General features: G+C 65.7%; 28 protein-coding genes. 20 read left to right on the top strand and 8 right to left on the bottom strand.

Features of this window, described 5'->3' with window-relative positions:
- The first annotated feature begins 5 nt into the window (after positions 1-5).
- From purE to AC3EDY_RS07740, 8 genes are all read left to right on the top strand, one after another.
- On the top strand, positions 6-503 hold the full coding sequence (purE, locus tag AC3EDY_RS07775) for a 5-(carboxyamino)imidazole ribonucleotide mutase (RefSeq protein WP_488571917.1): 498 nt from the start codon (positions 6-8) through the stop codon (positions 501-503).
- Positions 500-1,570 (top strand): 5-(carboxyamino)imidazole ribonucleotide synthase, encoded by a 1,071-nt coding sequence (locus AC3EDY_RS07770; RefSeq protein ID WP_488571916.1) that lies wholly within the window; start codon positions 500-502, stop codon positions 1,568-1,570. Before purE ends, AC3EDY_RS07770 begins: the two co-directional genes overlap by 4 nt.
- A 2-nt stretch (positions 1,571-1,572) precedes the next feature.
- A complete protein-coding gene (locus AC3EDY_RS07765) occupies positions 1,573-2,097 on the top strand; it encodes a dihydrofolate reductase (protein WP_488571915.1) in 525 nt (174 codons plus the stop codon).
- Positions 2,094-3,026, top strand: a complete 933-nt coding sequence (locus tag AC3EDY_RS07760; protein WP_488571914.1) for a bifunctional riboflavin kinase/FAD synthetase — start codon at positions 2,094-2,096, stop codon at positions 3,024-3,026. The genes AC3EDY_RS07765 and AC3EDY_RS07760 overlap by 4 nt, the downstream gene beginning before the upstream one ends.
- A gap of 52 nt (positions 3,027-3,078) precedes the next feature.
- Positions 3,079-4,134, top strand: a complete 1,056-nt coding sequence (locus tag AC3EDY_RS07755; RefSeq protein WP_488571913.1) for a glycerophosphodiester phosphodiesterase family protein — start codon at positions 3,079-3,081, stop codon at positions 4,132-4,134.
- A gap of 188 nt (positions 4,135-4,322) precedes the next feature.
- On the top strand, positions 4,323-7,154 hold the full coding sequence (gene ileS / locus AC3EDY_RS07750; RefSeq protein WP_488571912.1) for an isoleucine--tRNA ligase: 2,832 nt from the start codon (positions 4,323-4,325) through the stop codon (positions 7,152-7,154).
- Positions 7,155-7,156: 2 nt separating this feature from the next.
- Positions 7,157-7,669, top strand: coding sequence for a signal peptidase II (lspA, locus tag AC3EDY_RS07745; RefSeq protein WP_488572103.1), 513 nt, complete (start codon positions 7,157-7,159; stop codon positions 7,667-7,669).
- A gap of 3 nt (positions 7,670-7,672) precedes the next feature.
- Complete coding sequence (locus tag AC3EDY_RS07740) at positions 7,673-8,086, top strand: DUF3035 domain-containing protein (protein WP_488571911.1); 414 nt, start codon at positions 7,673-7,675, stop codon at positions 8,084-8,086.
- Between the two features lie 27 nt (positions 8,087-8,113).
- Here AC3EDY_RS07740 and AC3EDY_RS07735 read toward each other — a convergent pair whose 3' ends face one another.
- Genes AC3EDY_RS07735 through AC3EDY_RS07700 form a run of 8 tightly spaced genes read right to left on the bottom strand, consistent with a single transcriptional unit; the run spans position 8,114 to position 14,034 of the window.
- Positions 8,114-8,476, bottom strand: coding sequence for a HesB/IscA family protein (locus tag AC3EDY_RS07735; RefSeq protein ID WP_488571910.1), 363 nt, complete (start codon positions 8,474-8,476; stop codon positions 8,114-8,116).
- A gap of 3 nt (positions 8,477-8,479) precedes the next feature.
- Positions 8,480-8,959 carry an SUF system Fe-S cluster assembly protein gene (locus AC3EDY_RS07730; protein WP_488571909.1) on the bottom strand — a complete coding sequence of 160 codons (480 nt, stop codon included), beginning with the start codon at positions 8,957-8,959 and terminating at the stop codon, positions 8,480-8,482.
- Entirely contained in the window at positions 8,956-10,191 is a 1,236-nt protein-coding gene (locus tag AC3EDY_RS07725; protein WP_488571908.1) for a cysteine desulfurase, read from the bottom strand. The genes AC3EDY_RS07730 and AC3EDY_RS07725 overlap by 4 nt, the downstream gene beginning before the upstream one ends.
- On the bottom strand, positions 10,188-10,940 hold the full coding sequence (locus AC3EDY_RS07720; protein WP_488571907.1) for a SufD family Fe-S cluster assembly protein: 753 nt from the start codon (positions 10,938-10,940) through the stop codon (positions 10,188-10,190). The genes AC3EDY_RS07725 and AC3EDY_RS07720 overlap by 4 nt, the downstream gene beginning before the upstream one ends.
- Entirely contained in the window at positions 10,937-11,677 is a 741-nt protein-coding gene (gene sufC, locus AC3EDY_RS07715; RefSeq protein WP_488571906.1) for a Fe-S cluster assembly ATPase SufC, read from the bottom strand. Before sufC ends, AC3EDY_RS07720 begins: the two co-directional genes overlap by 4 nt.
- Entirely contained in the window at positions 11,661-12,047 is a 387-nt protein-coding gene (locus AC3EDY_RS07710; protein WP_488571905.1) for a hypothetical protein, read from the bottom strand. Before AC3EDY_RS07710 ends, sufC begins: the two co-directional genes overlap by 17 nt.
- Complete coding sequence (gene sufB, locus AC3EDY_RS07705; protein WP_488571904.1) at positions 12,044-13,555, bottom strand: Fe-S cluster assembly protein SufB; 1,512 nt, start codon at positions 13,553-13,555, stop codon at positions 12,044-12,046. Before sufB ends, AC3EDY_RS07710 begins: the two co-directional genes overlap by 4 nt.
- On the bottom strand, positions 13,552-14,034 hold the full coding sequence (locus tag AC3EDY_RS07700; protein WP_488571903.1) for an RrF2 family transcriptional regulator: 483 nt from the start codon (positions 14,032-14,034) through the stop codon (positions 13,552-13,554). The genes sufB and AC3EDY_RS07700 overlap by 4 nt, the downstream gene beginning before the upstream one ends.
- Before the next feature lie 203 nt (positions 14,035-14,237).
- On the opposite strand from AC3EDY_RS07700, the gene AC3EDY_RS07695 reads away from it, so the two are divergent.
- The 12 genes from AC3EDY_RS07695 (at position 14,238) to AC3EDY_RS07640 (ending at position 25,198) form a co-directional block, all read left to right on the top strand.
- Positions 14,238-14,981 (top strand): sterol desaturase family protein, encoded by a 744-nt coding sequence (locus AC3EDY_RS07695; RefSeq protein WP_488571902.1) that lies wholly within the window; start codon positions 14,238-14,240, stop codon positions 14,979-14,981.
- Positions 14,978-15,424: a DUF2141 domain-containing protein gene (locus AC3EDY_RS07690; RefSeq protein WP_488571901.1), complete on the top strand. Its 447-nt coding sequence runs from the start codon at positions 14,978-14,980 to the stop codon at positions 15,422-15,424. The genes AC3EDY_RS07695 and AC3EDY_RS07690 overlap by 4 nt, the downstream gene beginning before the upstream one ends.
- Positions 15,421-16,707 carry an MFS transporter gene (locus AC3EDY_RS07685; protein WP_488571900.1) on the top strand — a complete coding sequence of 429 codons (1,287 nt, stop codon included), beginning with the start codon at positions 15,421-15,423 and terminating at the stop codon, positions 16,705-16,707. The genes AC3EDY_RS07690 and AC3EDY_RS07685 overlap by 4 nt, the downstream gene beginning before the upstream one ends.
- Positions 16,708-16,713: 6 nt before the next feature.
- Positions 16,714-17,589 carry an HpcH/HpaI aldolase/citrate lyase family protein gene (locus tag AC3EDY_RS07680; protein WP_488571899.1) on the top strand — a complete coding sequence of 292 codons (876 nt, stop codon included), beginning with the start codon at positions 16,714-16,716 and terminating at the stop codon, positions 17,587-17,589.
- 111 nt (positions 17,590-17,700) lie between these two features.
- Positions 17,701-19,245, top strand: coding sequence for a PAS domain-containing protein (locus AC3EDY_RS07675; RefSeq protein WP_488571898.1), 1,545 nt, complete (start codon positions 17,701-17,703; stop codon positions 19,243-19,245).
- Between the two features lie 53 nt (positions 19,246-19,298).
- Entirely contained in the window at positions 19,299-20,249 is a 951-nt protein-coding gene (locus AC3EDY_RS07670) for an alpha/beta hydrolase (RefSeq protein WP_488571897.1), read from the top strand.
- Positions 20,250-20,254: 5 nt separating this feature from the next.
- Positions 20,255-21,640, top strand: coding sequence for a M48 family metalloprotease (locus AC3EDY_RS07665; protein WP_488571896.1), 1,386 nt, complete (start codon positions 20,255-20,257; stop codon positions 21,638-21,640).
- A 4-nt stretch (positions 21,641-21,644) separates the two neighbouring features.
- Entirely contained in the window at positions 21,645-22,481 is an 837-nt protein-coding gene (locus AC3EDY_RS07660; protein WP_488571895.1) for a DsbA family protein, read from the top strand.
- Entirely contained in the window at positions 22,478-23,512 is a 1,035-nt protein-coding gene (locus AC3EDY_RS07655; RefSeq protein WP_488571894.1) for a M48 family metalloprotease, read from the top strand. The genes AC3EDY_RS07660 and AC3EDY_RS07655 overlap by 4 nt, the downstream gene beginning before the upstream one ends.
- 51 nt (positions 23,513-23,563) lie before the next feature.
- Entirely contained in the window at positions 23,564-24,001 is a 438-nt protein-coding gene (locus tag AC3EDY_RS07650) for a hypothetical protein (protein WP_488571893.1), read from the top strand.
- Positions 24,002-24,277: 276 nt separating this feature from the next.
- Positions 24,278-24,703 carry a hypothetical protein gene (locus AC3EDY_RS07645; RefSeq protein ID WP_488571892.1) on the top strand — a complete coding sequence of 142 codons (426 nt, stop codon included), beginning with the start codon at positions 24,278-24,280 and terminating at the stop codon, positions 24,701-24,703.
- Between the two features lie 117 nt (positions 24,704-24,820).
- Positions 24,821-25,198 carry a winged helix DNA-binding protein gene (locus AC3EDY_RS07640; RefSeq protein ID WP_488571891.1) on the top strand — a complete coding sequence of 126 codons (378 nt, stop codon included), beginning with the start codon at positions 24,821-24,823 and terminating at the stop codon, positions 25,196-25,198.
- The last annotated feature ends 270 nt before the right edge of the window (positions 25,199-25,468 follow it).

Raw genomic sequence — 25,468 nt, 5'->3', positions numbered from 1 at the left:
TCGGAATGAGTGAGAGACCGCTGCCCAAGGCGCATGTCGCTATCATCATGGGCAGCCAGTCAGACTGGGAAACCATGCGCAACGCCGCCGCCGTGCTGGAAAAGCTGGGCGTGGGCCACGAATGCCGCATCGTTTCGGCCCACCGCACGCCCGACCGGCTGGTGGACTTTGCCAGGACCGCGCACAGCGCCGGGTTCAAAGTGATCATCGCCGGCGCGGGCGGCGCGGCGCATCTGCCCGGCATGGTGGCGGCCATGACCCACCTGCCGGTGCTGGGCGTTCCCGTGGAATCCAAGGCGCTCAAAGGCATGGACAGCCTGTTGTCGATCGTCCAGATGCCGGGCGGCATTCCGGTCGGCACTCTGGCGATCGGAACGGCAGGCGCCACCAATGCAGGCATCCTGGCCGCATCGATCCTGGCCATCGGCGACGCTGCCCTGGCCGAACGGCTGATCGCCTTTCGCGAGGCGCAGACGGATGCCGTGGCCGAGCGGCCGCAATGACCGCGATCGCGCCGGGCGCCACTATCGGCATCCTGGGCGGCGGACAGCTTGGCCGGATGATGGCGCTTGCCGCGGCCCAACTGGGCTATCGCGCCCATGTCTATGCGCCCGAACCGCGCGAAGCCTCGGTCGCCGCGCAGGTCAGCGCGCGCTATACCGAAGGCGCCTATGACGATGACGCCGCGCTCGCCGCCTTTGCCGCGCAAGTGGCCGTCGTCACCTATGAGTTCGAGAATGTCGCCGCGGCGCCGCTTGCCGCCCTGGCCAGCCACGCGCCGCTGTTCCCGCCAGCGCGCGCGCTGGAAGTCGCGCAGGACCGGGTCAGCGAGAAATCCTTCGTCGAAGCGCTGGGCGGCCGGCCGGCACCCTGGATGCCGGTTGACGGGCCGCAGGACCTGGCCCGCGCCATCGCCACGATCGGCGCGCCTGGCATTCTCAAGACCCGGCGCGACGGTTATGACGGCAAGGGCCAGTGGCGCATCGCCGCAGCCGACGGCGTGGACGGCCTCGCTCTGCCGGCGGTGCCGCTGATCTATGAAGGCCTGGTTTCGTTTTTCGGCGAGTTCTCGGTAATCCTGGTGCGCGGGCAGGACGGCACCGTGCGCTTCTGGGATTCGGCGCGGAACGAGCACGAGGGAGGCATCCTGTCCCGCTCCACCGTGCCTGCCCCGGCCGAAATCATCGCGCAAGTGCCAGCCGCGCGCGCGCTTGCCGAAAAAGTCGCGCAGGCGCTCGATTACGTGGGCGTATTGACGCTGGAATTCTTTGCCACGCCCCATGGTCCGGTGTTCAACGAAATGGCGCCCCGCGTGCACAATTCCGGGCACTGGAGCATCGAAGGGGCCATTGCCAGCCAATTCGAGAATCACGTGCGCGCCATTCTGGGCCTGCCGCTCGGCTGCACCGACCTGGTCTCCGCGGGTGCGGTCATGGACAATCTCATCGGCCATGCGGCCGACGCCTGGCGGGATCTGATGGCCGATCCCGCCAGCCACCTGCACCTCTATGGCAAGGCGCAGGCGCGTGCCGGGCGCAAGATGGGCCATGTCACGCGGTTGGTGCGCTAGGAATGGGCGCCGCGCTGTTCCTGATCGTCGCCCGCGCCGATGACGGCACCATCGGCGAAACGGTCGACGGACGGGGCCGGCTGCCCTGGCACATTCCCGCCGATCTCAAGCGGTTCAAAGCGCTGACCATGGGCAAACCGATGATCATGGGGCGCAAGACGTTCCAATCCCTGCCCGGCCTTCTGCCCGGCCGCCGCCACGTGGTGCTGACCCGCGACCGCGGCTGGACCGCACCGGGGGCAGAGGTGGTGCACAGCGTGGAGGACGCGCTGGCCGCCGTGGCCACCGCGCCCGAAGCGGCGGTAATCGGCGGGGCCGAAGTGCTGGCTCTGTTCGCGCCGCACGCCGCGCGGTGCGAGCTGACCCAGGTTCATGCCCGCTTTGCCGGCGATACCACGATGCCCTATCCTGGCCCGCAATGGCGCGAAACCGCCCGGCAGACCCATCCTGCCGGGGCAGACCATCCCGCCTACACGTTCGTCACCCTTGAACAGGCGCATCCTCAGAAAGAAAGCAGCCAGCCATGATCCGGCTCTATGCACGGGACCGCGTGCCCGAAAACTGGCGGGGCGCCATCGTGGCGCTCGGAAATTTCGACGGGTTCCACCGGGGGCACCAGGCCGTGGTGGCCGAGGCGGTGCGCTGGGCGCGCACCGAGGGACGGTTGGTGATGATCGCCACGCTCGATCCCCACCCGGTCAGCTATTTCGATCCCAAGGCGCCGCCGTTCCGCCTGACCTCGCTCGACCAGCGGCAGGAACTGTTTGCCGCAGCCGGGGCAGATGCCATGCTGGTGTTCGAATTCGATGCCGCTCTGGCGCAGACTTCGGCCGCGGCGTTCGTCACCGACGTGATGCTGGACCGCATCGGCGCGGCGGGCGTGGTGACGGGCGAGGATTTCACCTTTGGCAAGCAGCGCGGCGGCAACGTGATCGTGCTGCAGGACCTGGGCCAGACGCTTGGCCTGGCCGCGCGGGCGGTGGGGCCGGTCATGCACGATGGTGCGGTGGTTTCGTCCAGCCGCGTGCGCGAGGCGCTCAAGGCCGGCGATTGCGCCACCGCCGCTACGCTGCTGACTCGCCCCTTTGCCATTCGCGGCGTGGTCCAGCATGGTGACAAAGTGGGCCGCACGATCAATTTCCCCACGGCAAACCTTGCCATGGGCAAGTACCTGCGCCCGGCCTATGGCATCTATGCCGTCAAAGGGCGCCTGCTGAATGACGGGACCGAACTGCTGGGCGCGGCCAATGTGGGCATCCGCCCTACTTTCGATCCGCCCAAGGAGCTGCTGGAGCCGCACTTCTTCGATTTCACCGGCGATCTCTATGGCCAGGAAATCGAAGTGAGCTTTCACCATTTCCTGCGTCCCGAGGCCAAGTTCGACAGCCTTGACGCGCTGGTGGCGCAGATGGCGCGGGATTGCCTGGAAGCGCGGCGATTGCTGGAAAGCGCATGATCGCTTCGCTTCCCACTGGTGCCGCACGGCGCCTTGCGGCCGGCACGGCGGCATGATCTGGTTGCGGGGCATCCTGTTTACCGGTGCTCTGGCGTTCCTGGTGCTGACGTTCGTGAACGCCAGCTGGCTGGTCACCGCGCCGCCCGGGCGGCCGCGCCTGGTTGCCAATGGCGGCATCGCCCAGGATTACCAGCCCGGCGGACGCAGCGCGCCCTGCCCGGCGCGCGCCATCCTGCCCCCGCTTCATGCCATTCTCGAAGACACCGCGCGCGCGGTCTTCACGGCGCGGCGCATGGGCGCCGATTACGTGGCGATCGACGTGGTGCGCACGGCCGACAACCAGCTGGCGCTCTATCCCGATGCCGATCTTGGCTGCCGCACCGAGGCGACCGGCCCGGTTGCGCAAAAGACGATGGCGCAGCTTGCCCGGCTCGATGCCGGCCACGGCTACAGCGCCGATGGTGGCAAGACCTTCCCGCTGCGCAGCAAAGGGGTGGGCCTCATTCCCTCGCTCGACGAAATTCTGGCGGCCAATCCGATGGGCCGCTTCCTCTATCGCTTTCCGGGCAACGACCCTGCTGCGGTCCCGCTGCTGATCACGTCGCTGGCCCGGGCCGGCCACGATGCGCGGGCGCTGGGCGAAGGCTTTGTCGGCAATGCCGCGGTGGCGGCGGCGGTGAACCGGGCATTGCCTGGCGCCTGGACCATCGACCCCGCACGGGGCCGCACCTGCGCCAGCGACTATCGCTGGAAAGGCTGGACCTCGGTGGTTCCGGCAAGCTGCCGGGGCACGACGATGATCGCCGCCCTGGGCGACGGCTTTCCTGGCGGGGTTTTCACCCTGTGGGGCTGGCCCGACCGCGTGCAGCGGCGGATGGAGGATGCGGGCGGCAAGATCATGGTCGTTGCCGGCGAAAGCGGCGCCGGGGACGGGCTGGGGACCGGCCTGCGCCACGTGCGGGAACTGCCCGACGTGCCCGCCACGTTCCACGGCGCCGTGCTGATCGACAATTTCTGGACCATCGGCCCCGCGCTGCATCCCGGCATGGACGCGCGCACCAACGCCGAAGCCCTGGCTGCGCAGGATCGCGACGAAAAGACGCCGTAGCGAAGCCTTGTCAGCCTTGGCCCCACCCCGGGTCCCCGCTTCTTCAAGCGCACAGCGCCAGCCATCGAGCGGGACCCCGGATCAACTCCGGCGCTACGTTGCATGACGATGCCCGGCGAGCAGCCCCCGGCATTTGCCTGCATCCGGCGTTTGCAGGAATCTGCGCAGATCGCTAAGGCCCGCCGATCATGACCGACAAGCGCGACTATCGAGACACCGTCTTCCTGCCGAAGACCGATTTCCCCATGAAAGCCGGCCTCCCGCAGAAGGAGCCGGTCATTCTCGCGCGCTGGCAGGAAGAAGACGTCTATGGCCAGCTGCGCGCCGCGCGCGCAGGCCGTGAAAAATTCATCCTTCACGATGGCCCGCCCTATGCCAATGGCGACATGCACATCGGCCATGCGCTGAATCACATTCTCAAGGACATGGTGGTGCGCACCCAGACTCTGCTGGGCAAGGATGCACCCTATGTTCCGGGGTGGGATTGCCACGGTCTGCCCATCGAGTGGAAGGTCGAGGAAGAGTATCGCAAGAAAAAGAAGAACAAGGACGAGGTTCCTCCACGCGAATTCCGCGCCGAATGCCGCGCCTATGCCCAGAAATGGGTGGATGTGCAGCGCGCGCAGTTGCAGCGCCTGGGCATCAACGCCGCCTGGAGCCGGCCCTACCTGACCATGGATTTCCAGGCCGAAGCGACGATCGTGGGCGAACTGCTGAAATTCGCCGAAAGCGGCCAGCTCTATCGCGGCGCCAAGCCGGTGATGTGGAGCCCGGTGGAAAAGACCGCGCTGGCCGAAGCCGAAGTGGAATATGAGGATATCGTTTCCACGCAGATCGACGTGGCGTTCGAGATCGTGGATTCGCCGATCGAGGCGCTCAAGGGTTCCTATGCGGTGATCTGGACGACCACGCCCTGGACGATCCCGGTGAACCAGGCGCTCGCCTATGGGCCTGAGGTGGATTACGTCCTATTCGAAGCGCTTAGCATCATCGTCCCTCAAACAATCGAAGCTGGATCAGCACTCCCTGATTATCCCTTCGATCAGTATCAGACGACCGTCGGCAAGAAATTTCTTGTTTCCGAAAAATTGATTGAAGATTTCAAACTGCGCACCAAGCTAGTGGGCAAAGCGCGTTGGCAGGGCAAAGGCGCAGATCTCGCCGGCACCGTGGCCCGCCACCCGATGCACGCGCTGGGCGGTTTCTTTGCCGAACCGCGCCCGCTGCTGGCTGGCGATTTCGTCACCACCGATTCGGGCACGGGCCTGGTGCACATGGCGCCCGACCACGGCGAGGACGATTTCGAGCTGTGCAAGGCGCATGGCATCGAGCCCAAGTTCGCCGTGACGGCCGATGGCCGCTATCGCGACGACTGGGGCTGGCTGGCCGGCCAGGGCAGCGTGATCAACCCCAGGTTCAACGCGCCAGAGGGGCCGATCTGCACGGCGCTGGCCGAGGCAGGCGCATTGCTGGCGGCAAGCGCGGACTATCGGCATTCCTACCCGCATTCCTGGCGATCGAAAGCCAAGGTCATCTATCGTTGCACCCCGCAGTGGTTCGTGCCGATGGACCGGGCAGGCGATGACGGCACTTTGCGCGAAAAGGCCCTGGCCGCGATCGCCGCCACGCGCTTCGTGCCCGAAAAGGGCCGCAACCGCATCGGCGCCATGGTCGAAGGGCGGCCCGACTGGGTGCTGTCGCGCCAGCGCGCCTGGGGCGTGCCGATCACCCTGTTCGTCAACCGCCAGACCGGCGCGTATCTGGCTGATCCCGAAGTCAACGCCCGCATCATCGCCGGTGTGATGGCCGAAGGCGTGGATGCCTGGGATGACGAGCGCGCCCAGAACTATCTCGGCTCCAACTACAGGGCCGAGGATTACGAGCGCGTCACCGACATTCTCGACGTCTGGTTCGATTCCGGTTCCACCCATGCCTTCGTGCTGGAATCGGGGCGCTGGCCGGAACTGCGCTGGCCCGCCGACCTTTACCTGGAAGGCAGCGACCAGCATCGCGGCTGGTTCCAGTCCTCGCTGCTGGAAAGCTGCGCCACGCGCGGCCGCGCGCCCTATGACGCCGTGTTGACGCATGGCTTCACCATGGACGCCAAGGGCCTCAAGATGTCCAAGTCCCTGGGCAACACGGTCAGCCCGCTCGATCTGATGCGCGATTACGGTGCCGATATCCTGCGCCTGTGGGCCTTGTCGGTCGATTTCACCGAGGATCACCGCATCGGCAAGGAAATCCTGGCCGGGGTGGCCGACCAGTATCGCAAGCTGCGCAATACCTATCGCTATCTGCTGGGCGCGCTTGACGGGTTTGCCGAGGACGAGCGCGTTGCGCCCGAGGCCATGCCCGCGCTGGAGCGTTACATGCTGGCCCGGCTTGGCACGCTGGATGCGACGCTGGCCCGCGCCGTGGCGGACTATGACTTCAACACTTATGTCCGCGCCCTGACCGAATTCTGCAACGAAGACCTCTCGGCCTTCTTCTTCGATATCCGCAAGGACTGCCTCTATTGCGACGCACCGGCCGATCCGAAACGCCGCGCCTATCGCACCGTGCTTGATACGCTGTTCCACGCCCTGGTGCGCTATGGCGCGCCGGTGCTGGTCTTCACCGCCGAGGAGGTATGGCAAAGCCGCTATCCCGGCGCGTCGGTCCATCTGCTGGAATGGCCGGTATTGCCGGCGGTGGAAGCGGATCTGGCGCAGTGGGACAGCCTGCGTGCGCTGCGTGACCGGGTGAACGAGGCGATCGAGCCGCTGCGCCGCGACAAGGTGCTGGGTTCCGGGCTGGAAGCAGCCGTGACCGTACCGGTCGATGCGCCCGATGCCGAAGGGGGCCTGGCCGAACTGTTCATCAGTGCGGCGGTTTCGCGTGGGGAAGGCCTGTCCGTCGCCCGGACGGACGATCACAAATGTGGCCGTTGCTGGCGCCACCTGCCCGACGTGCCCGAGGACGGTGCGCTGTGCAACCGCTGCGAAAGCGTGGTGGCGACGCTTGACGGAGCCGCCGCGTGAGCCTGCTGACGCGCAACCGCCTGGCTGGCTTTGCCTTGGCTTTCGTCACGTTCGCAATCGACCGCGCGGTCAAGACCTGGGTTGCCGGGCCGCTGGCATTGCCCGAACAGGGCGCTGTTTACGTGACCAGCTTTTTCAGCTTGCGCTGGACTCAGAACCTGGGCGTTTCGCTCGGCCTGTTCAGCGCCGATTCCAGCGAAGGCAAGCTTGCGCTGCTGGCGCTGACCGGACTGATCGCGCTCGGCGTGGTGGTCTGGATGCTGCGCGAAAAGGCGATGGGCGAGCTGGCTGGTCTGGCGCTGGTGCTGGGCGGGGCCATGGGCAACATTTATGACCGGTTCACCCGTGGCTATGTGATCGATTATGCCGATCTCCATTTCGGGGAATTCCGGCCTTTCCTGATTTTCAACCTGGCCGATGTGGCAATCTCGCTCGGTGTCGTGATCCTGCTTGCCCGTTCGCTGTTTTCGCGCGAAAAGCCCGCTTCGGGCAGCCCCAGCCCCACGGAGATTTAAGTAATGCGCAAAGCCGCCGCCCTTGCCTTTCTCGTTTCGGCCGGGAGCCTTCTGGCTGCGTGCAGTTCGAACAGTTCGCTGTTCAATCGCGTGCGTCCCGACGAATTCGCCGTCAGCCGGCAGGCGCCGCTGGTCGTGCCGCCCGATTTCGCACTGACCCCGCCCAATCCCGGCGCGCCGCGGCCGCAGGATGTCGATTCGTCGCGCCAGGCCCTCGATGCCTTGTTCGGCGGCCCGGCGCCGCGCAGCGCGGTGGAAACCGATACGCTGGGCAAGGCCGGCGCGTCGGCCGCGGGCATCCGCAGCACGGTAGGCGATCCGCAGACCAAAACCGTTGCCAAGGGCGCGCTGGTCAAGGATATCCTGGCCGCACCCCAGGGCGATGGCGCGGACGCGCGTGCCTCCATCCCGGGCTGATCGGCCGGGCCACCTGCCGGCCACCGTTTAGATCGTGAAGCTTTCCCCGCAGCCGCAAGTGCCCTTGGCATTGGGATTGGCGAACACGAAACCGGCCTGAAAATCGTCTTCCACCCAGTCCATCGTGCTGCCCACCAGATAAAGCACCGATGCGCCGTCGATGAAAAAGATGCCACCGGGCGTTTCGATGCGCTCGTCCGCCGCGTCGGCCTGGTCCACATAGTCCACCGAATAGGCAAGGCCCGAGCAGCCCCGGCGCGGGGTGGAAAGCTTGACCCCGATGGCCCCGGCCGGCGCGGTGGCCATCAGCGCGGCAATGCGCGCTTCGGCTGCCGGGGTCAGCAGAACGGCTGCGGGGCGCTGGCGGGTGCGGGTGGTGGTCTGAGTCATGGCTTACAGCATCCCGAGTTCGAGCTTGGCATCGTCGCTCATTTTCTGCGGGTCCCACGGCGGGTCCCACACCAGGGTCACTTCGGCATCGCGCACGCCGGGAACCGCGCTCACCCGCAATTCCACTTCGCCCGGCATCGATTCGGCCACGGGGCAATGCGGGGTCGTCAGCGTCATGGTCACCGCCACATGCCCGTCTTCCGAAACATCGACGCCATAGATCAGGCCCAGGTCATAGATGTTGACCGGGATTTCGGGATCGAAAATGTCGCGCAACGCGGCGATTACCCCGTCATAGATTTCGCCGCCCGGCTCGCCCGGTGTCACGTCCTGCGGTTTTTCCGCCAGGAAGCCGGCCAGATAGTCGCGCTTGCGCTCCGCTGGCGGCGCCGGCGGCGGGGGGATATCATCGACCAGCGCGCGGCGCGGCGGGTTCACCGCGTCGACTTCCTCGATCGTGAAGCGGGGTGTTTCGGCGCTCATCCGAATATCCTCAAGGTTCGTTCGATGCCGCGCACCAGCGCGGCGACATCGCTTTCGTCGCTATAGATGCCAAAGCTGGCGCGGGCGGTGGCCGGCACGCCCAGATGTTCCATCAAAGGCTGGGCGCAGTGATGGCCGGCGCGGATCGCCACGTTTTCCTCGTCCAGAATGGTGCCAAGGTCGTGAGGATGCACGCCTTCGATCACGAAGCTGACGATACCGGCGGCTGCTTCGGGTCCGAACAGGCGTACCGCGTTGATGCGGCGCAGCGCGTCGCGCGTGGCCTGCACCAGCGCGGCTTCATGCGCATGGATGGCCGCAAGGCCTACTTTCCCGACATAATCGATCGCCACGCCCAGCCCGATCGCCTCGACGATCGCCGGCGTACCGGCCTCGAACCGCTGCGGCGGGGGGGCAAACGTGGTGCCGGCAAAGCTGACGCGATCGATCATCGCCCCGCCGCCCTGCCATGGCGGCATCGCATCGAGAATGTCAGCCCGCGCATAAAGCGCGCCGATGCCGGTCGGCCCATAGAGCTTGTGCCCGGAAAAGACGTAGAAATCGACACCGAGCGCTTTCACGTCGACCGGCAGGCGCGCCACAGCCTGGCAGCCGTCGAGCAGGATCCGGGCACCCACGCCGCGCGCCAATGCCACTGCGCGCGGCACATCGAGCACGCTGCCCAGCACGTTGGACACATGCGCCAGCGCCACCAGCTTGTGCGCCGGGGTCAGCATGGCCTGGGCTGCATCGAGATCGATCCGGCCATCGGCAGTCAGCGGGCAGACATCGATGACAATACCGATGCGCTGCGCCAGCAATTGCCAGGGCACGATGTTGGAATGGTGCTCGAGCGTGGAAAGCAGCACCCGGTCGCCAGCCTTGAGATTGGCCAGCCCCCAGGTCTGCGCCACCAGGTTTATCGCTTCGGTCGCGCCGCGGGTAAAGACGATCTCCCCCTCTCCCGCGCCCAGAAACGCCGCCACTTTGCCCCGCGCGGCTTCAAAGCCCAGCGTCATTTTCGCCGACCGCGTATAGACCCCGCGATGGACCGTGGCATAATCCACGCCAATGGCGCGCGTCATGGCGTCGATCACCATCTGCGGCTTTTGCGCGGTGGCCCCGGTATCGAGATAGTGCCAGCGCGTACCGTCGGGATTGACGAGGCCCGGCCAATCGGCGGCCGGGGTAAGGGTGGAAGGGGCAAGAGTGTGGGGCACAGCGATCGTCACAGCAGCCCTTTCAGCGCCTGGAGCGCGGCCTGGGTCAGCACGTCCTCCTCGGGCGCGTCGATAAACGCTTCGGCGATGAAGGCCTGCAGCATCAGTGCCTTGGCCTCTGCCGGCGGCAGCCCGCGCGATTGCAGATAGAACAGGCCCTGGGCGTCAAGCTCGCCCACGGCGCAGCCATGAGCGCATTTCACGTCGTCGGCATAGATTTCCAGTTCGGGCCGGGCATTGGCAGTGGCGGTGCGACCCAGCAGCATGGCACGGATCGACTGTTCCCCGTCGGTACCCGCTGCGCCGCGATCGACCACCACGCGGCCCAGGTAGGTGCCCGTCGCCTGCCCCGCGAGGACAGAGCGGACCACCTGGCTGGACGTGGCGTCGGGCTCTGCATGGACAACCTCGGTCACGATCTCCAGCGTTTGATCGCCGCCGCCGATCTGGGCCGCACCAAGATGGAACTGTGCCCCGCGGGCCAGCCGCGCGGTCACCGCAATGCGGCCATAGGCACCGCCCGCATTCAGCAGGCGCAAATCCATCTGCGCCCCTTCGCCCAGCGTGATCGTCAGGTCGCGCGCAGCCGGCGCAGCGCCGGCAAGCACAACCGAAAGGCTCTGGCGTTCGCCTGCCGCCACCGTCAACGCCTGGGCCGGCACGGGCCACAGCTTGGCAAGCGCTGCCAGATCGGCATAGCGGAACGCTTCGTCGGCCCTGGTGGGCAGAGGGCGTGCAGAAAGAGTCTCCGCCGAAATCACGCCACCGCCTCGTAGCCATGGCGCTCAAGTTCGAGCGCCAGTTCCGGCCCGCCGGAGCGCACAATGCGCCCGCCGGCCAGAACGTGGACGAAATCGGGCTTCACGTAATCGAGCAGGCGCTGATAGTGCGTGATCAGCAGCACGGCCTTGTCCGGCCGCCGCATGATCGCATTGATCCCTTCGCCACAGATGCGCAGCGCATCGATATCGAGACCCGAGTCGGTCTCGTCCAGAATGGCCAGCCTGGGATCGAGAATGCCCATCTGCACCATTTCCGCGCGCTTCTTTTCGCCGCCGGAAAAGCCCACGTTCACCGGGCGCTTGAGCATGTCCATGTCCATGCGCAGCAGATCGGCTTTCTCGCGCGCCAGTTTCAGGAACGCGGCGCCGGACAGCGGCTCTTCCCCCCGGCTCCTGCGCTGCGCGTTGAGCGCCTCGCGCAGGAACTGCACGTTGGACACGCCGGGGATTTCCACCGGATACTGAAAGCCCAGGAACAGGCCGGCTGCGGCACGCTCGTGCGGTTCCAGCGCCAGCAGATCGGCCCCGTCGAACAGCACGCTGCCTCCCGTCGCGGCATAGCCGGGGCGCCCGCCCAGGGTATAGGCCAGGGTCGATTTGCCCGCCCCGTTGGGACCCATGATCGCGTGGATTTCACCGGCATTGATCGTGAGCGAAAGGCCCTTGAGAATGGCCTTGCCGGCGATTTCATTGGAAAGATCACTTATCGTCAGCATTGCGTTTTCCGCTCGAACAATTGGCAAGAAAATCGGCGCGCACCTCGTCGAACAGGTCGCGCCAGGATTTTTCGATGGCCTTCACGTCATCCAGCTGCCTCTGCCGGGCGTCGATCTGGACGAGAGCATTGGCCGTCGTGGCAGCACCGCTGGGGCTGCCGGAAATCTGCGCGTCGAGCAACGCCGCACGCTCCTGCGCGATGGCGCGCTGCTCGGCATAGACGGCGGCGGCGAACTGGGTGCGGCGGTGCGGCTCCTGCATGACCAGCGCCCGCATCGCCTGCTTGTCGCAAGACTGGACCACCGCCAGCGCCGGGGCACTGTCGGGCGCGGCCGCCGTGGCCAGCATCAGTGCGACAAGCGCGCTCATCCGACCGAACCTTCAAGGCTGATGCCCAGCAGCTTCTGCGCTTCGACGGCGAATTCCATGGGCAGCTGCTGCAGCACTTCCCGGGCAAAGCCGTTGACGATAAGCGCCACGGCCTGCTCCTGATCCAGCCCGCGCTGCATGGCATAGAACAGCTGATCGTCGCTGATCCGGCTGGTCGTCGCCTCGTGCTCGATCGTGGCCGAAGGGTTTCTCACTTCGATGTAGGGCACCGTATGCGCGCCGCAATCGGCGCCCAGCAAGAGGCTGTCGCACTGGGTGAAATTGCGAACCCCTTCGGCCTGCGGGGCGACCCGCACGAGGCCGCGATAGGTGTTGTTGGACCTGCCGGCGCTGATGCCCTTGGAAACGATGGTCGATCGGCTGCGCTTGCCGTTGTGGATCATCTTGGTGCCGGTATCGGCCTGCTGGAAATTGTTGGTGACCGCCACCGAATAGAATTCGCCCACCGAATCCTCGCCATTGAGGACGCAGCTGGGATATTTCCAGGTGACGGCAGACCCCGTTTCCACCTGGGTCCACGAAACCTTGGAGCGCGCGCCCTGGCACAGCGCGCGCTTGGTGACGAAATTGTAGATGCCGCCCTTGCCCTGTGCGTCGCCGGGGTACCAGTTCTGCACCGTGGAATACTTGATTTCCGCATCATCGAGCGCGACCAGTTCGACAACCGCGGCGTGCAACTGGTTCTCATCGCGCTGGGGCGCGGTGCACCCTTCAAGGTACGAGACGTAGGCGCCCTTGTCGGCCACGATCAGCGTGCGTTCGAACTGTCCGGTATTTTCCGCATTGATGCGGAAATAGGTCGAAAGCTCCATCGGGCAGCGCACGCCTTCGGGAATGTAGACGAACGTGCCGTCGGAAAAGACCGCGCAGTTGAGCGCGGCAAAGAAGTTGTCGTGCATCGGCACGACTTTGCCCAGCCAGCGGCGGACGAGATCGGGATATTCGCGGATCGCTTCGCTGATCGAGCGGAAAATGACCCCGGCCGCTTCCAGCTCCTTGCGGAACGTGGTCGCCACCGAGACGCTGTCGAACACCGCATCGACCGCCACTTTGCGCGCGCCTTCCACGCCGGCAAGCACTTCCTGCTCGGCCAGCGGAATGCCCAGCTTTTCATAGACGCGCAGGATTTCGGGATCGACCTCGTCCAGCGACTTGGGGCCGTCCTTTTTCTTGGGCGCGGCCCAGTAATAGGCATCCTGATAATCGATCGGCGGGATGTTCAGCCTGGCCCAGTCGGGCATGGGCATGGTCTGCCAGTGGCGATAGGCCTTGAGCCGCCACGCCAGCATCCATTCCGGCTCTTCCTTCTTGGCCGAAATGAAGCGGACGGTGTCTTCCGACAGGCCTTTCGGGCCATATTCCTGCTCGATATCGGCAACCCAGCCGTGCTCGTATTCGGTCACTCTTGCAGCGGCATCGCGCGCGGCCTGGTCTTTTACGGGCAAAGCGTCCTTCACGGACAGCGCGTTGATTGTTTCATCGGTCATGCAGGCAACTCGGCAGAAACGGGGGTGGCGGCAACGGCATGCGAGACCGCGTGGATCGGGGCGGGACGGGCCAGCTGCATTAGCGAGACGCCGGAAAGCGCGGCCCGCAGGGCGGCGTCGACAGCGGGCCAGTGCGGTCGCACCATGCAGGCCGCCTCCAGCGTGCAATCGCCGCGTCCCTGCCCACTGCACGCAGCCATGGCGATGGGGCCTTCCACCGCCTCGACGATGTCGGCCAGGTTGATGGCCGCGGCCGGGCGCGCCAGCTTCAACCCGCCACGCGCGCCGCGCACGGCCTTGAGCAACCCGGCGGCCGACATCTTGCTGACCAGCTTCTGCACCGTGGGCGCGGGCAAGCCGGTTTCAAGCGCCAGCTGCTGGGCCGACAGCAGCGGGCGATCGGCGCCTTGGCGGCCGCAATGGCGCGCGGCCGCGCACATCATGACAACGGCATAGTCAGCCATGCTGGACAATCGCATCGCACCTGCTCGCAAACCGGAAAGGCCGGCCTGTCGCGGAAACCCGAAATCAGACCGAATCACTCCACTTATCTAGGCGTGCTCCCCTGCGCTTGCAAGGCGGGCATGATCGGCATTTGCCGACGCGAAAAAGCTGGGCAGCATCGCCGCGGCTTGGCATAGGGAGAGCTGACCCGTGCCGCTGCGTTTTGCCCAGGGAAAGCATGAACAATCCAACGCTTGCCGCGCTGCTTCTGTCGGCGCTTGCCATGACCGCCATCGTCGCGGTGCGCTATGTGGCGGCCAGCGGCCTGTTCGCCTGGCTGACGGGGCGGCGCCTGCCCGGCTATCATGGCGGGCTGCGGGCACAGATCCGCCGCGAGATCGGCTGGAGCCTGGCTTCAGCGGCGATCTATGGCGTGCCCGCCGGGATCATCGCCTGGGGCTGGCAGCAGCACGGCTGGACGCGACTCTATGCTGATCCGGCCGCCTATCCGCTGTGGTGGATGCCGGCGTCGGTCCTGCTTTACCTGTTCGCCCACGATACCTGGTTCTACTGGACGCACCGCTGGATGCACGAACCGCGCCTATTCCGGGCCATCCATGCCGTGCATCACGCCAGCCGGCCCCCCACCGCATGGGCGGCGATGAACTTTCATCCGATCGAAGCGGCCATTGTCGGCCTGTTCGTCCCCGCACTGGTCTTCGTAGTGCCGATCCACGTCGGCATGCTGGCGCTGGTTCTGACCGTCATGACCGTGATGGGCGTGACCAACCACATGGGCTGGGAGATCTTTCCCCGCTGGCTGGTTCATGCCCGGGCAGGGAACTGGCTGATAACGGCAAGCCATCATCAGCAGCATCACGAGCGGTATCGGTGCAACTACGGCCTTTATTTTCGCGTATGGGATCGGCTTTGCAAGACAGACGCGGGGCTGGCGGTCTGGAAAGAAAGGCCGGCGGCATGAACCGATCCGTCGTGCGCCTTGGCGCGCTGGCCGCCCTGGCGATCAGCCAGGGTGGCGCCGTGATACCGCAACGCACCACGGTGCTGGTGGACGTGGTGGGCCTGCGTTCGGCCAAGGGCATGATCCAGGCCTGTCTCACGTCCGATCCCGTGACCTTTCCCGATTGCGAGAAAGACCCGCAGGCCTTGCACCAGACCGTGCCCGCCCGTGGCAGCGACGTGATCACGTTTCAGCAGGTGCTGCCAGGCCGCTATGCGGTTGCGCTGTTCCATGACGAAAACGCCAATGGCCGGCTCGACAAGCTGTTCATGATGCCGCGCGAAGGCTTCGGCTTTTCGCGCGATGCGCCGGTCCATTTCGGGCCGCCACGCTTTTCCGCCGCCGCCTTTACCCTGGGCGACGTGCAGATGACCACATCGATCCGCGTGCGTTACCTTCTTTGAACGGCGCGACTTCCCCCGCGCAGGCGCCGGGCGGGGCGCTGGCTCCCTTTGCCTATCCCGCTTTCCGCGCGATCTGGACGGCAAACCTCTTCTCCAATCTGGGTTCGACCATCCAGGCCGCCGCCGCCGCCTGGCTGATGACCGAACTGACGCGCAGCCACGTGCTGATCGCGCTGGTCCAGGCCTCGTCAACCCTGCCGATTCTGTTGCTGGGCCTCTTCGCCGGAGCCATTGCCGACAATTTCGACCGTCGCCGGGTGATGATCTGGGCGCAGAGCGCGATGCTGGCAGTATCGGCCCTGCTGGCCGTGATGGGCTATCGCGGAGCGCTGGGGCCGGCTTCGCTGCTGGCGCTGACGCTGATGGTGGGCATGGGAACCGCGATCAACCAGCCGGCCTGGCAGGCTTCGGTACGGCTTCAGGTGGGGCGGGCCGATCTGCCGCAAGCCGTCGCGCTCAATGCCATGTCTGCCAATCTTGCGCGCAGCGCGGGGCCGGCGCTTGGCGGGGTGATGATTTCGATCTGGAGCGTCAGCGCTGCCTTTGCCGCCAATGCCATCAGCTATATTGGCATGATCGTGGTGCTGGCGCGCTGGCGGCCCGAAGCGCGGGCACCGGTGCGCCAGCCGATCCTGCAATCGATCAAAGTCGGCATCGCGTTCTGTGCCCGCTCCGCCCCGATCCGCAAAGTGCTGCTGCGCGGGGCCATGTTCGGCTTTGGCGCCAGTGCGTTTCAGGCGCTGATGCCCGCCGTGGCACATGATACCCTTGCCGGCACCGAACGCGATTACGGCTTCATGCTCGGCGCGTTCGGCCTGGGATCGATCGCCGCGGCCCTGTGGGTCACGCGGGCGCGCCGTCGCTTCGGCGCCGAAGCGATCGTTTCGGGCGGGACTGTCGTGTTTCTGGTCGCGCTGCTGCTGCTGGCGCGGGCAAGCACCCTGCCGGCCGCACTGCTCGCCGGGTTCGTGGCCGGATCGGGGTGGGTCGCGGCCCTGACCAGCATCAATGTCGCCATGCAGTTGCGCTCGCCCGAGGCGATCCTGGGACGGTGCCTCTCGCTTTATCAGGCCGTCACGTTCGGATCGATGGCCGTGGGGGCCTGGGCCTGGGGGTGGCTGGCCGATCAGCAAGGCCTGGCGTTCTCGCTCGATGCCGCCGCCGCCTGGTTGGCGGGCAATCTGGTGCTGCGCCTGTTCGTGCCCATGCCGGCGCGTGAAGAAGGACGGGTGGATGCCGTGCCGGAGCCCGTCCCGCAAACCCGTGCCTTTCGCAAAGGTTGAGACTGCATGACCGACACCCGCCCGCTGCGCTCTGCGCTTTACATGCCCGCCAGCAACGAACGCGCCATGGCCAAGGCGCGCGGTCTCGATTGCGATGCCGTGGTGCTTGATCTGGAAGACGCGGTCGCCCCCGGCCAGAAAGAGGCCGCCCGCCTGGGGCTGATACGCGAAACCCGGGCCGGCGGCTTTGCCCATCGTCGGCTGATCGCCCGGTGCAACGCGCTGGCAAGCCCCTGGGGCCATGACGATCTGGCGGCCCTGGCCAGTGCCCCGGTGGAAGCGCTGCTGGCGCCCAAGGTGAGCGATGCCGCCGATGTGCTGGAACTGTCTTCGGCCATGGACCGCGCAGGCTTTGCCGTCGATGTCGGCCTGTGGGTGATGCTGGAAACCCCGCGCGCGGCCCTGGCGGTGGAACGGATCGCCGATTGCGCCGACCGCACGCGCCTGTCTGGTCTGGTGCTGGGCCTTAACGACCTGGCCAAGGACACGGGCATGGTTCAGGCGCCCGGGCGTGCCGCTTTCGTGCCGCTGATGGCTCAGGCTGTCATGGCCGCGCGCGCCAATGGCCTGACCGTGCTGGATGGCGTGTGTAACACGATCGAGGATCCGGCCGTGCTGGAAGCCGAATGCCTGCAGGCGCGCGAACTGGGGTTCGACGGCAAGACTCTGATCCACCCGGCGCAACTGCCGGTGGCCAACCGCGTCTTTGCCCCCGATGACATGGCGCTGGCCGAAGCCGAGGCGATCCTTGCGGCTTTTGCCGATCCGGCCAATGCGGGCGTGGGTGCCCTGCGCGTCAACGGGCGGATGGTCGAGCGGCTGCATCGCGACATGGCCGAGCAGCTGATCGCCCGGGCCAGGGCCATTGCCGCACGCGGTTGACGCCACCCTCCGGATTCGATGATTTCATTGGCGCAACTTAATCGGTTCTTCACCATGTTGCGCCAGAAAGGCCCGGTGCGAGCATGACGAAGGGCCTGGGCGATGGACAGCATGCGTGGATCTGCCGACGAGCCGGGCCGCCTGGGCCTGTCACGCGGCGCCGATCCCTATGACGAGGACCTGATCGAGCCGCTGCCCCCCGTGGTCGGCACCGACGAGCGGCGGATGCAGGTGCGCGCCTACAACTTCTGGGCGGGCATGCTGGGCGATGCGCCCTTGCCGCTGGCCGGCCCGCTTCTTCAGGGCCATCTGCCCGATTTTGCGGATCATTCGGTATTGTTGCATTTCGACCGGGGCATGGAAGACCCGGCGATTGCCTATGTCGGCGCCGCCCTGTTCGACGATTGCGAGGCGCAGGGCACGCTTGCCCGGCTCAGCGACGTGCCCGGACGTTCGATCCTTTCGCGCATCACCGACCATTACATGCAGATCGTGGCGAACACGGCACCGATCGGGTTCGAAGCCGAATTCGTCAACCAGCGCGGACGCACGATCCTTTATCGGGGTATTCTCCTGCCATTTTCATCGGACGGGACAACGCTCGACTACATCTATGGGGTGATCAACTGGAAAGAATTGGCCGACCAGGCCACGACTGACGAACTGATGGCGGAAATCGGCCTGGTGCTAGGCGCCAAGAAACCACGGGCCAAAGCGGTGGCCGCGCTCCCCCCCGTCGGCGAAGCCGTGGCCCGCACGCCACCCCGCCTGCCGCAGCCCAGTTTTGCCGATCCTGCCGCCGACACCGGGGCCGGCGCCGGTGGAGACGCTGGCGAAGACTGGGGTGCACTGGCCGATTCGCTGGGCCAGTGGGCCGATGGCCCGGCCCGCACGCGCGACCCGCGCGATCACCCGGCCTCGACCACGACACCCGACAGCGCGCTGGACCTGGGCGCGATTGCCGTGGAAATCCTGCCTGCGCTGGATTTGCCCCCGCTCGATCGCTTTGCCACCCCCGATCCCGCTGCCGTGCCCGACCGAGCGGCCGCGATCGCGGCTCCTGACAGCCTGGCAGACTGGCTGGCCAGCGCGCGGGCCATGGCCGCCCTGGCGCTGGGCAGCGAGGACCGCACCCGCCAGATGCTCTATGCCGCGATCGGCTGCACCTGGGACTTTGCCCTGGCGGCCGAGGCGGAGCCGGACGATCTTGCCGCGCTGCTGGCCGATGCGGGCATTGCGATGCAGGCCCGCGCGCCCCTGGTCCCGGTGGTCAAGCTGGTGTTCGGTGCGCAGTATGACAAGACGCGGCTGACCGAATATGCCACGGCGCTGGCCCATGCGTACCGCCTGGGCCTGTCGCGCGGCGAGCTGGCCGGTTTCCTGGCCAATGCGCCCGGTGGCCTCAAAGGGGTCGTGGCGGCCGAGCGCCGCCTGCGCCGGGCGGAGGAAAGCGAGGCCCGGATCGATCCGCGTGCCGCGCTGGAAGCCAGCCTGCGCACCCTGCCTCTGCGCCGGCTGGAAGACCTTTCCGCCGACGGCCCCGAATTTTTGCTGGTCATGGCGCGCCGTCTGCCCGATGGCGGCCTTGCCGTGCTGGGTGAAGTGCTGGACGACATGCCCTTGTTGGAACGTGCGGCACGCCGCCTGATGCACTGATCTGCACTGATCCGGACGGGAACCGCCGCCCGGCGGAGGGCGTTGCCAGAACAATGACATTGTCTCGATGGCTCATGGGGCTGATCGCATTCGGCTTGGCCGGACAAGCCCTCTATCGCCGCGCCCTGGCCCGCAATCCCGTTGCCGTGCTTGACGCCGCCGACCTGGCCATGCGCGGCGGACGGGCAGGGGCGGCCTGCCTGGCGCGCGCGCGCTTCGGCCCCGATCCCCGACAGCGGCTGGAAGTATATGGCCCGCCCGGCCCCCGGCGCGGCATCGGGCGCGGCGCGCGGTTGCCGATCGTCGTTTTCCTGCATGGCGGCGGGTGGAACAGCGGGCGCCCGCAGGACTACCGGTTCCTGGCCCGTACGCTGATCGCGGCGATGGCGCCCGGAGGGTGCATCGTGGTGCTGGCCGGCTACCGGCTTCTGCCCGAGGGGCGCTGGCCAGTGATGCTGGCCGACGGTGCGCGTGCCCTGCGCTGGGTGGCCGATCACGGCGCGGCGCTGGGTGGCGATCCCGCGCGCGTGGTGTTGATGGGCCATTCCGCCGGCGCTTACAATGCGCTTGCCCTGGCGCTGGACAAGCGCTGGCTGGCGGCCGAGGGTCTCGATGCCGATACCCTGGCCGGGGCGATCGGCCTGGCAACGCCCGCCGATTTCCTGCCACTTGACGATCCCGCTTCGATCGCGGCGTTCGGCCATTGCGCGGATCCGGCACAGACCCAGCCGATCGCCCATGCCCGCGCCGGGGCCGCACCGCTGCTGCTGGTGCATGGGGCCGACGACACGCGCGTGCGGCCGCGCAACAGTCTCGCGCTGGCGGCGGCAATGACAGCCGCCGGCCAGCCGACCGAGGCGCTGGTACTCGACGCCATGGGCCACGAAGGGCTGATCACCGCCTTTGCCCGCCCCTTCGCGCGCGAGACGCGGCCCCTTGCCGCCGTCCTTGCGTTCATCCGCGCGGTTTGCGCTTCACCGCCAGTTCATTCCACGCCACAATAAGCGGCATGGTGATCCCCGCCCGTTCCCCCGTTCGCCTGCGTCGCTGTCTGGCGGCCCTGTGTTCCGCCATGGCCGTCCTGGCCCTGTCGGTCCAGCCGGTCATGGCGCAGAGCATGCTGCGCGATGCCGAAACCGAGGCGCTGTTCCGCGACATGTCGGCGCCGTTGATCAAGGCGGCCGGTCTCGACCCGCGCAATGTCGACATGGTGCTGCTCAACGATGGATCGATCAACGCTTTCGTCGCCGGCGGCCAGGCGGTCTACATCCATTCGGGATTGATCGGCGCGGCTGACAATATCAACGAAGTGCAGGGCGTGGTGGCGCACGAACTGGGCCATATCACCGGCGGCCATGTCATCAGCACGGCCGGATCGAAACCCGCAACCGGGATCACGCTGCTGTCGCTGCTGCTGGGCGGGCTGGCCGCGGCGGCCGGATCGGCCGACGCCGGGATGGGCGTGTTCATGGCCGGGCAGCAGGCGGCTCTCGGCAGCTATCTGGCTTTCAGCCGCGCCCAGGAATCGCAGGCCGATGCCGCCGGCGCGCAGTACCTCTCGACGGCCGGCATTTCGGGGCGCGGTTCGCTCGATTTCTTCAAGAAGCTGCAGAACCAGGAATTCCGCTATGGCTTCACCCGCAATGCCGATGCGGAATTCTATTCCACCCACCCGATGACCGCCGACCGCCTGACCTATCTTCAGGACATCTACGAACGCGATCCGTCGTGGAACGCGCCGATGGATGCGCAGCTTCAGGCGCGGTTCCTGCGGGTGAAAGCAAAGCTTTACGGTTATCTGGCCGAGCCCCAGTCCACTCTCAACGCCTATCCCGATTATCTGCAGGATGCCCCGGCCCATTATGCCCGGGCCTATGCCTATCACAAGGAAGCGTTGCTCGACAAAGCGCTGGCCGAAGTCGACGCAATGCTGAACCAGTTGCCCGAAGATCCCTATGCGCTGGAACTGAAAGGCCAGATACTGCTGGAATCCGGGCAGCCTCAGAACGCGATTGCCCCATTGCGGCGGGCCACGCAGTTAACGGGCAGCAATCCGCTGATCGCCACCACGTTCGGACATGCCCTGCTTGCCACCGAAGACAAGGGCAACTTTGCCGAGGCGGAACGCGTGCTGAAGGCTGCGGTCGCCAAGGACCGCGAAAATCCGTTTGCGTGGTATCAGCTTGGCGTGGTTTACGAAGCGCAAGGGGATACGCCCCGCGCCCGCCTGGCCAGTGCCGAGCAGCAGTTGATGCAGATGCAGTTGCCCCAGGCCGCACGCAGCGCCCAGGCGGCAGAGGACGGCCTGCCCAAAGGCAGCCCCGACTGGCTGCGCGCGCAGGATATCGCAATGTCCGCCCAGGTGATGCTGGAGCGGCAAAGGAAGAAAAAGTAGACCGATGGCTGCTGCTGTTCCGAAGCGTTCGTTTCTTGTCCTGCTGGGCCTGGTCGCGTTGGGCGCGGCCGGGCTGGCCGGGTGGATCGTTTCCAACCGCAATCAGGAAACCGCGGCAGCCACTGCGTCGAGCGCCGCGCTGATGGACGAGAAGCAACTGGCCAGGGCGCTGGTCGATGCCGGAATCGACGGCAGGGAACGCGCCACGCTCGAAGCGCTGGTACGCCAGACGCTGCTCGATCACCCCGAGATACTCAGCGACGCGGCCAACCGGCTGGAAGCGCGGGAAACGGCGGGCCGGGTCGCACCCTTGCGCGGGGCGCTGGAAACCGCCTTTCCCGGCGCCGTGCTGGGCAATCCGCAAGGGCGCGTGACCTTGGTGGAATTTACCGATTTCGCCTGCACGTATTGCCGCGGCAGCGTCGCCGATGTGGAAGCGCTGATCGCGGCCAATCCCGATCTCAAAGTGGTCGTGCGCGAACTGCCGATCATTTCGGAACAGAGCGTGCCGGCAGCGCGCATGGGCCTGGCGGCGGCCGCGCAAGGCCGGTATCCCGCGTTCCACAAGGCCATGTTCAGCGGGGAACGGCCGGATACGGCAAGCATTGCGAGTGCCGCGAAGCAGGCAGGCTTGGATAGTGCCGCCGCCAATGCCTTTGCCGGGCGGCCCGAAACCATGCGCGAGCTGCAGCGCAATATCGATCTGGCGCGCCAGCTGGGCGTGAACGGCACGCCGGCCTGGATCGTCGGTGACCAGTTGATCAGCGGCGCCGTGGGCCGGGAACGTCTGCAGCAGGCGATCGATGCGACGCGCAACGGGGCCAGGGTTCAAGGTGCATGACGGCCCCGCGCCTTGCCGGAGGCCTGGTGACAGGGGCGGCATGGGCGCTGTCTGCCTCGGGCATCGCGCTGCCTGCGCGTATTCAGGCTAGCAGTGTTCAGACTACCGAAGCCCGGGCCTTAGCCCCGGAAGCCACTCTTCAGCCTGTTGACGAGGTTCAGCGCGATGACATTATCGTGCAGACCATCGGCTGGAATCTGGCCCGTGCCAATGCGCGGTTCTGCAACCGGGTGGCGCCGGGCATCGGGGTGATGCTGCAGGATGCGCAGACATTCAGCGATCCTGCTCTGGCGCGGCAGGTCTACGGCCTTTCCGGCGACATCGGAATCGGCGCGATCGCCGGCACAGGGCCTGCTGCCAGGGTCGGCTTGCCACTCAATGCCACGGTAACGGCCGTTGCCGGCCTGCGCGTCGACAGCCTGCCCGTGCCGCGTCAGGGCAAGTGGACCCGCCTTTTCGCCTTGCAGGACGCGCTGGAGAAAGGCGTGGCGCGCGACGGGCGTTTGACGCTCCAACTGGCTGACGGCAAAGCGATAACCGTTGCCGGAGAGCCCGTCTGCCAGGTGCGCTTCCTGATGGATGACAGCACGGGCAATGCCGGCGCCAACCGCGACGTGGTGCGCATCGGCCGCCCCATGGCGGAGGTGGCGAAGTGGGACGAGGCGGAGATTGCCGCGCTCATGGCGCATGAGCTGGCCCATGCCGTGCTCGATCACCAGACCTGGCTGGAACGAGGCGGCAGCGCACGAAAGACCGAGCGCGAGGCCGACCGCCTTTCGGTATGGCTGCTATGGAACGCAGGTTATGATCCCGCCGCGGCCCTGACCTGGATGCGGCGCATCGGTCCGCGCTATGAATTCCTCTTCCTGGCGTCACCCGATCACGGCAGCTGGCGCACCCGCGTGCGCGACATGGGCGCTGAGATCGAGGCCATGAAAGCCGCCGTCGGCAACGATGGCCTGGCGGATTGGCCGCGTCTGTTCCGGCGGGAAACGGATACCCCCGCCACCCCGCCGCCGTCCGTTCGTTGATACCTTTCTGAACCGTTCTGGATCAAAATAGGTCCGTTTGCGACGCACCGTTTGGCGCTGGCCGCCAGGGCCGTGCCGGGCGGGTCAGGCGGCAAGGTCGGTCGGGCGATCGCCTGGAATTCTCTGGCTTTCCGGCTCCGTACTACGCAGTCGCAGGGCTTCGATCTCGGCCTGGAGAGCGTCGATCTTGGCAGCCCTTGCCAGCGCTGCGAGCAGGAAACCCAGGCATGTACTGACCGAAGCAACGACAAGATAGGCGATCATCGCGATCTCCCCGGTTTGACTTTGGTTTCACCGGCAAGGCGTGGCCAGAAGGGCTTTTGCGACATGCCAGACTTTGTTGAGAAGGCGGAAAAGCAACGCGATCCGGTTCGGATCCAGATCATGTTCGCCGATATTTCGCAGTTGCACACTTCGAGAAGCATCCATTGTGAACGTAAAAACACATTGATATCCACATACGTACAAATCACATATCGGAATCAATGAATAATATAGCCTTAGCGATCATATGCCTGCTCAAATCGTTTTTGCCGATCATATTTTTTGTGTTTACATAATCCACATGTTTTCAAAGAACAATTTATCGGAAGACTTTACATATAATTTTTTCCGGCATTTTTAAATTCAATTTGTATTTGTTCTTATTAACATGTTGGTTAACACCTTTAACGCAAGAAGCTTGCAAGCTTGCCTGAATGCAAGGTCATGGGGATACGGGATAGGTGCCGGTTATGTTCAGGCGCTGACGCAAGGATTATATTTATGCTGCAAGCCGTTGACGAGAAATCTCTGACACTTTCCTCGGAGTCGTTGCCGGATGTTGTCAGCCAGAAAAATAACCATTTTGAACTATTTTGCGAAACGCTTCTAAAAGCGGACGACGAAATCGAAAAGAATTTTCATCTTGATGTTTTCAATGATGAAATGCGTCTTATACTTAACCTTGTCAAGAAACCGCACCTTATCATAAAGGATGCATGGCTTCTTTCGCGTCTTTCCAGCAGAGCGTTTCATGAATTGCTCAAAAGAATGGAAGATAACGGCATCATCGAAGTCAAGCCGAACGCAATCGACCGTCGAACCAAGTCCATTGCGCTTACGCCGCAATTCATGGCGCGCTTCCAGTCGCAATTGTCCGGGGTCGGTGAGGCTTGGCGGGCGCGCCGGGCCGGCAAGCCGGCCTTGTAGCGCCGGGGCCCGAATGAGCTTTGGTCCGGACATTTCATTTTGGGGAAAGGGGGGCCTTTGACCAGTCATCTAGCCACGGAACGAGATGATACCGCGCTTTCGAAAGAACGCCGCGGCATGATGTCTCTGGCTGCAGCATCGCCCGGCCATGTTCCCGACCTGGCAGGGCGGGCCGCCGCGATCTATCGCGGACGCCGCCTGCGCGAGCAGCACTTTCCCACAGGATTGTTCGGCGAACCGGCCTGGGACCTGCTGCTCGACCTGTTCATGGCCACCGAGCAGAATCAGGATATCAGCGTATCGAGCGCCTGCGTGGGCGCGTGCGTGCCCGCAACCACCGCCTTGCGCTGGATCGGCATACTGGAAAACCGCGGGATGGTGACGCGCGTGCGTGACGCCAGCGACGAGCGGCGGACGTTCCTGCGGCTTACGCCACAAGGCTATCACATGATGCTGCGCTATCTGCTGGCCGACTGGTTCGCATCGCGCGAATAGAGCGGGGGCATGCGCCCGCCGCTTTTCGCAGGATGCGTGAGATTCCCAGCCCGAGTTTTCGGCCCAAACTTCTGGGCCCAAGCTTCTGGGCCTAAGCTTCTGGACGGCGTGGACAAATTCTGTTGCGCCGCAGCTGGAAGCAAAACCGGCCAGTGCGATGAGGCCCAGTCCCGGCAAGCGAGGCTAGCGCAATATCGGGAATGTTCCGCGCCGCGCCGACGCTGGAATGGGGGGTTTCCGGTCCAGCCCCGCAGAGCAACCGTGGCGTTG

Source organism: Novosphingobium sp. DS6-6 (assembly GCF_057784975.1).
Note: the sequence above shows the minus strand (reverse complement) of the source record. Positions and strands in the feature narration are given on the sequence as shown.

Bases quoted from the DNA above. Each gene is read 5' to 3' on its own strand.
- AC3EDY_RS07665 (WP_488571896.1), top strand. From the start codon at position 20,255: ATGGTGATCCCCGCCCGTTCCCCCGTTCGCCTGCGTCGCTGTCTGGCG.
- AC3EDY_RS07645 (WP_488571892.1), top strand. From the start codon at position 24,278: ATGCTGCAAGCCGTTGACGAGAAATCTCTGACACTTTCCTCGGAGTCG.
- AC3EDY_RS07770 (WP_488571916.1), top strand. From the start codon at position 500: ATGACCGCGATCGCGCCGGGCGCCACTATCGGCATCCTGGGCGGCGGA.
- AC3EDY_RS07655 (WP_488571894.1), top strand. From the start codon at position 22,478: ATGACGGCCCCGCGCCTTGCCGGAGGCCTGGTGACAGGGGCGGCATGG.
- AC3EDY_RS07690 (WP_488571901.1), top strand. From the start codon at position 14,978: ATGAACCGATCCGTCGTGCGCCTTGGCGCGCTGGCCGCCCTGGCGATC.
- sufC (WP_488571906.1), bottom strand. From the start codon at position 11,677: ATGCTGACGATAAGTGATCTTTCCAATGAAATCGCCGGCAAGGCCATT.
- AC3EDY_RS07740 (WP_488571911.1), top strand. From the start codon at position 7,673: ATGCGCAAAGCCGCCGCCCTTGCCTTTCTCGTTTCGGCCGGGAGCCTT.
- AC3EDY_RS07680 (WP_488571899.1), top strand. From the start codon at position 16,714: ATGACCGACACCCGCCCGCTGCGCTCTGCGCTTTACATGCCCGCCAGC.
- sufB (WP_488571904.1), bottom strand. From the start codon at position 13,555: ATGACCGATGAAACAATCAACGCGCTGTCCGTGAAGGACGCTTTGCCC.
- AC3EDY_RS07765 (WP_488571915.1), top strand. From the start codon at position 1,573: ATGGGCGCCGCGCTGTTCCTGATCGTCGCCCGCGCCGATGACGGCACC.
- AC3EDY_RS07700 (WP_488571903.1), bottom strand. From the start codon at position 14,034: ATGCGATTGTCCAGCATGGCTGACTATGCCGTTGTCATGATGTGCGCG.
- AC3EDY_RS07735 (WP_488571910.1), bottom strand. From the start codon at position 8,476: ATGACTCAGACCACCACCCGCACCCGCCAGCGCCCCGCAGCCGTTCTG.
- purE (WP_488571917.1), top strand. From the start codon at position 6: ATGAGTGAGAGACCGCTGCCCAAGGCGCATGTCGCTATCATCATGGGC.
- AC3EDY_RS07660 (WP_488571895.1), top strand. From the start codon at position 21,645: ATGGCTGCTGCTGTTCCGAAGCGTTCGTTTCTTGTCCTGCTGGGCCTG.
- AC3EDY_RS07755 (WP_488571913.1), top strand. From the start codon at position 3,079: ATGATCTGGTTGCGGGGCATCCTGTTTACCGGTGCTCTGGCGTTCCTG.
- AC3EDY_RS07675 (WP_488571898.1), top strand. From the start codon at position 17,701: ATGCGTGGATCTGCCGACGAGCCGGGCCGCCTGGGCCTGTCACGCGGC.
- AC3EDY_RS07710 (WP_488571905.1), bottom strand. From the start codon at position 12,047: ATGAGCGCGCTTGTCGCACTGATGCTGGCCACGGCGGCCGCGCCCGAC.
- AC3EDY_RS07760 (WP_488571914.1), top strand. From the start codon at position 2,094: ATGATCCGGCTCTATGCACGGGACCGCGTGCCCGAAAACTGGCGGGGC.
- ileS (WP_488571912.1), top strand. From the start codon at position 4,323: ATGACCGACAAGCGCGACTATCGAGACACCGTCTTCCTGCCGAAGACC.
- AC3EDY_RS07730 (WP_488571909.1), bottom strand. From the start codon at position 8,959: ATGAGCGCCGAAACACCCCGCTTCACGATCGAGGAAGTCGACGCGGTG.
- AC3EDY_RS07640 (WP_488571891.1), top strand. From the start codon at position 24,821: ATGATGTCTCTGGCTGCAGCATCGCCCGGCCATGTTCCCGACCTGGCA.
- AC3EDY_RS07670 (WP_488571897.1), top strand. From the start codon at position 19,299: ATGACATTGTCTCGATGGCTCATGGGGCTGATCGCATTCGGCTTGGCC.
- AC3EDY_RS07695 (WP_488571902.1), top strand. From the start codon at position 14,238: ATGAACAATCCAACGCTTGCCGCGCTGCTTCTGTCGGCGCTTGCCATG.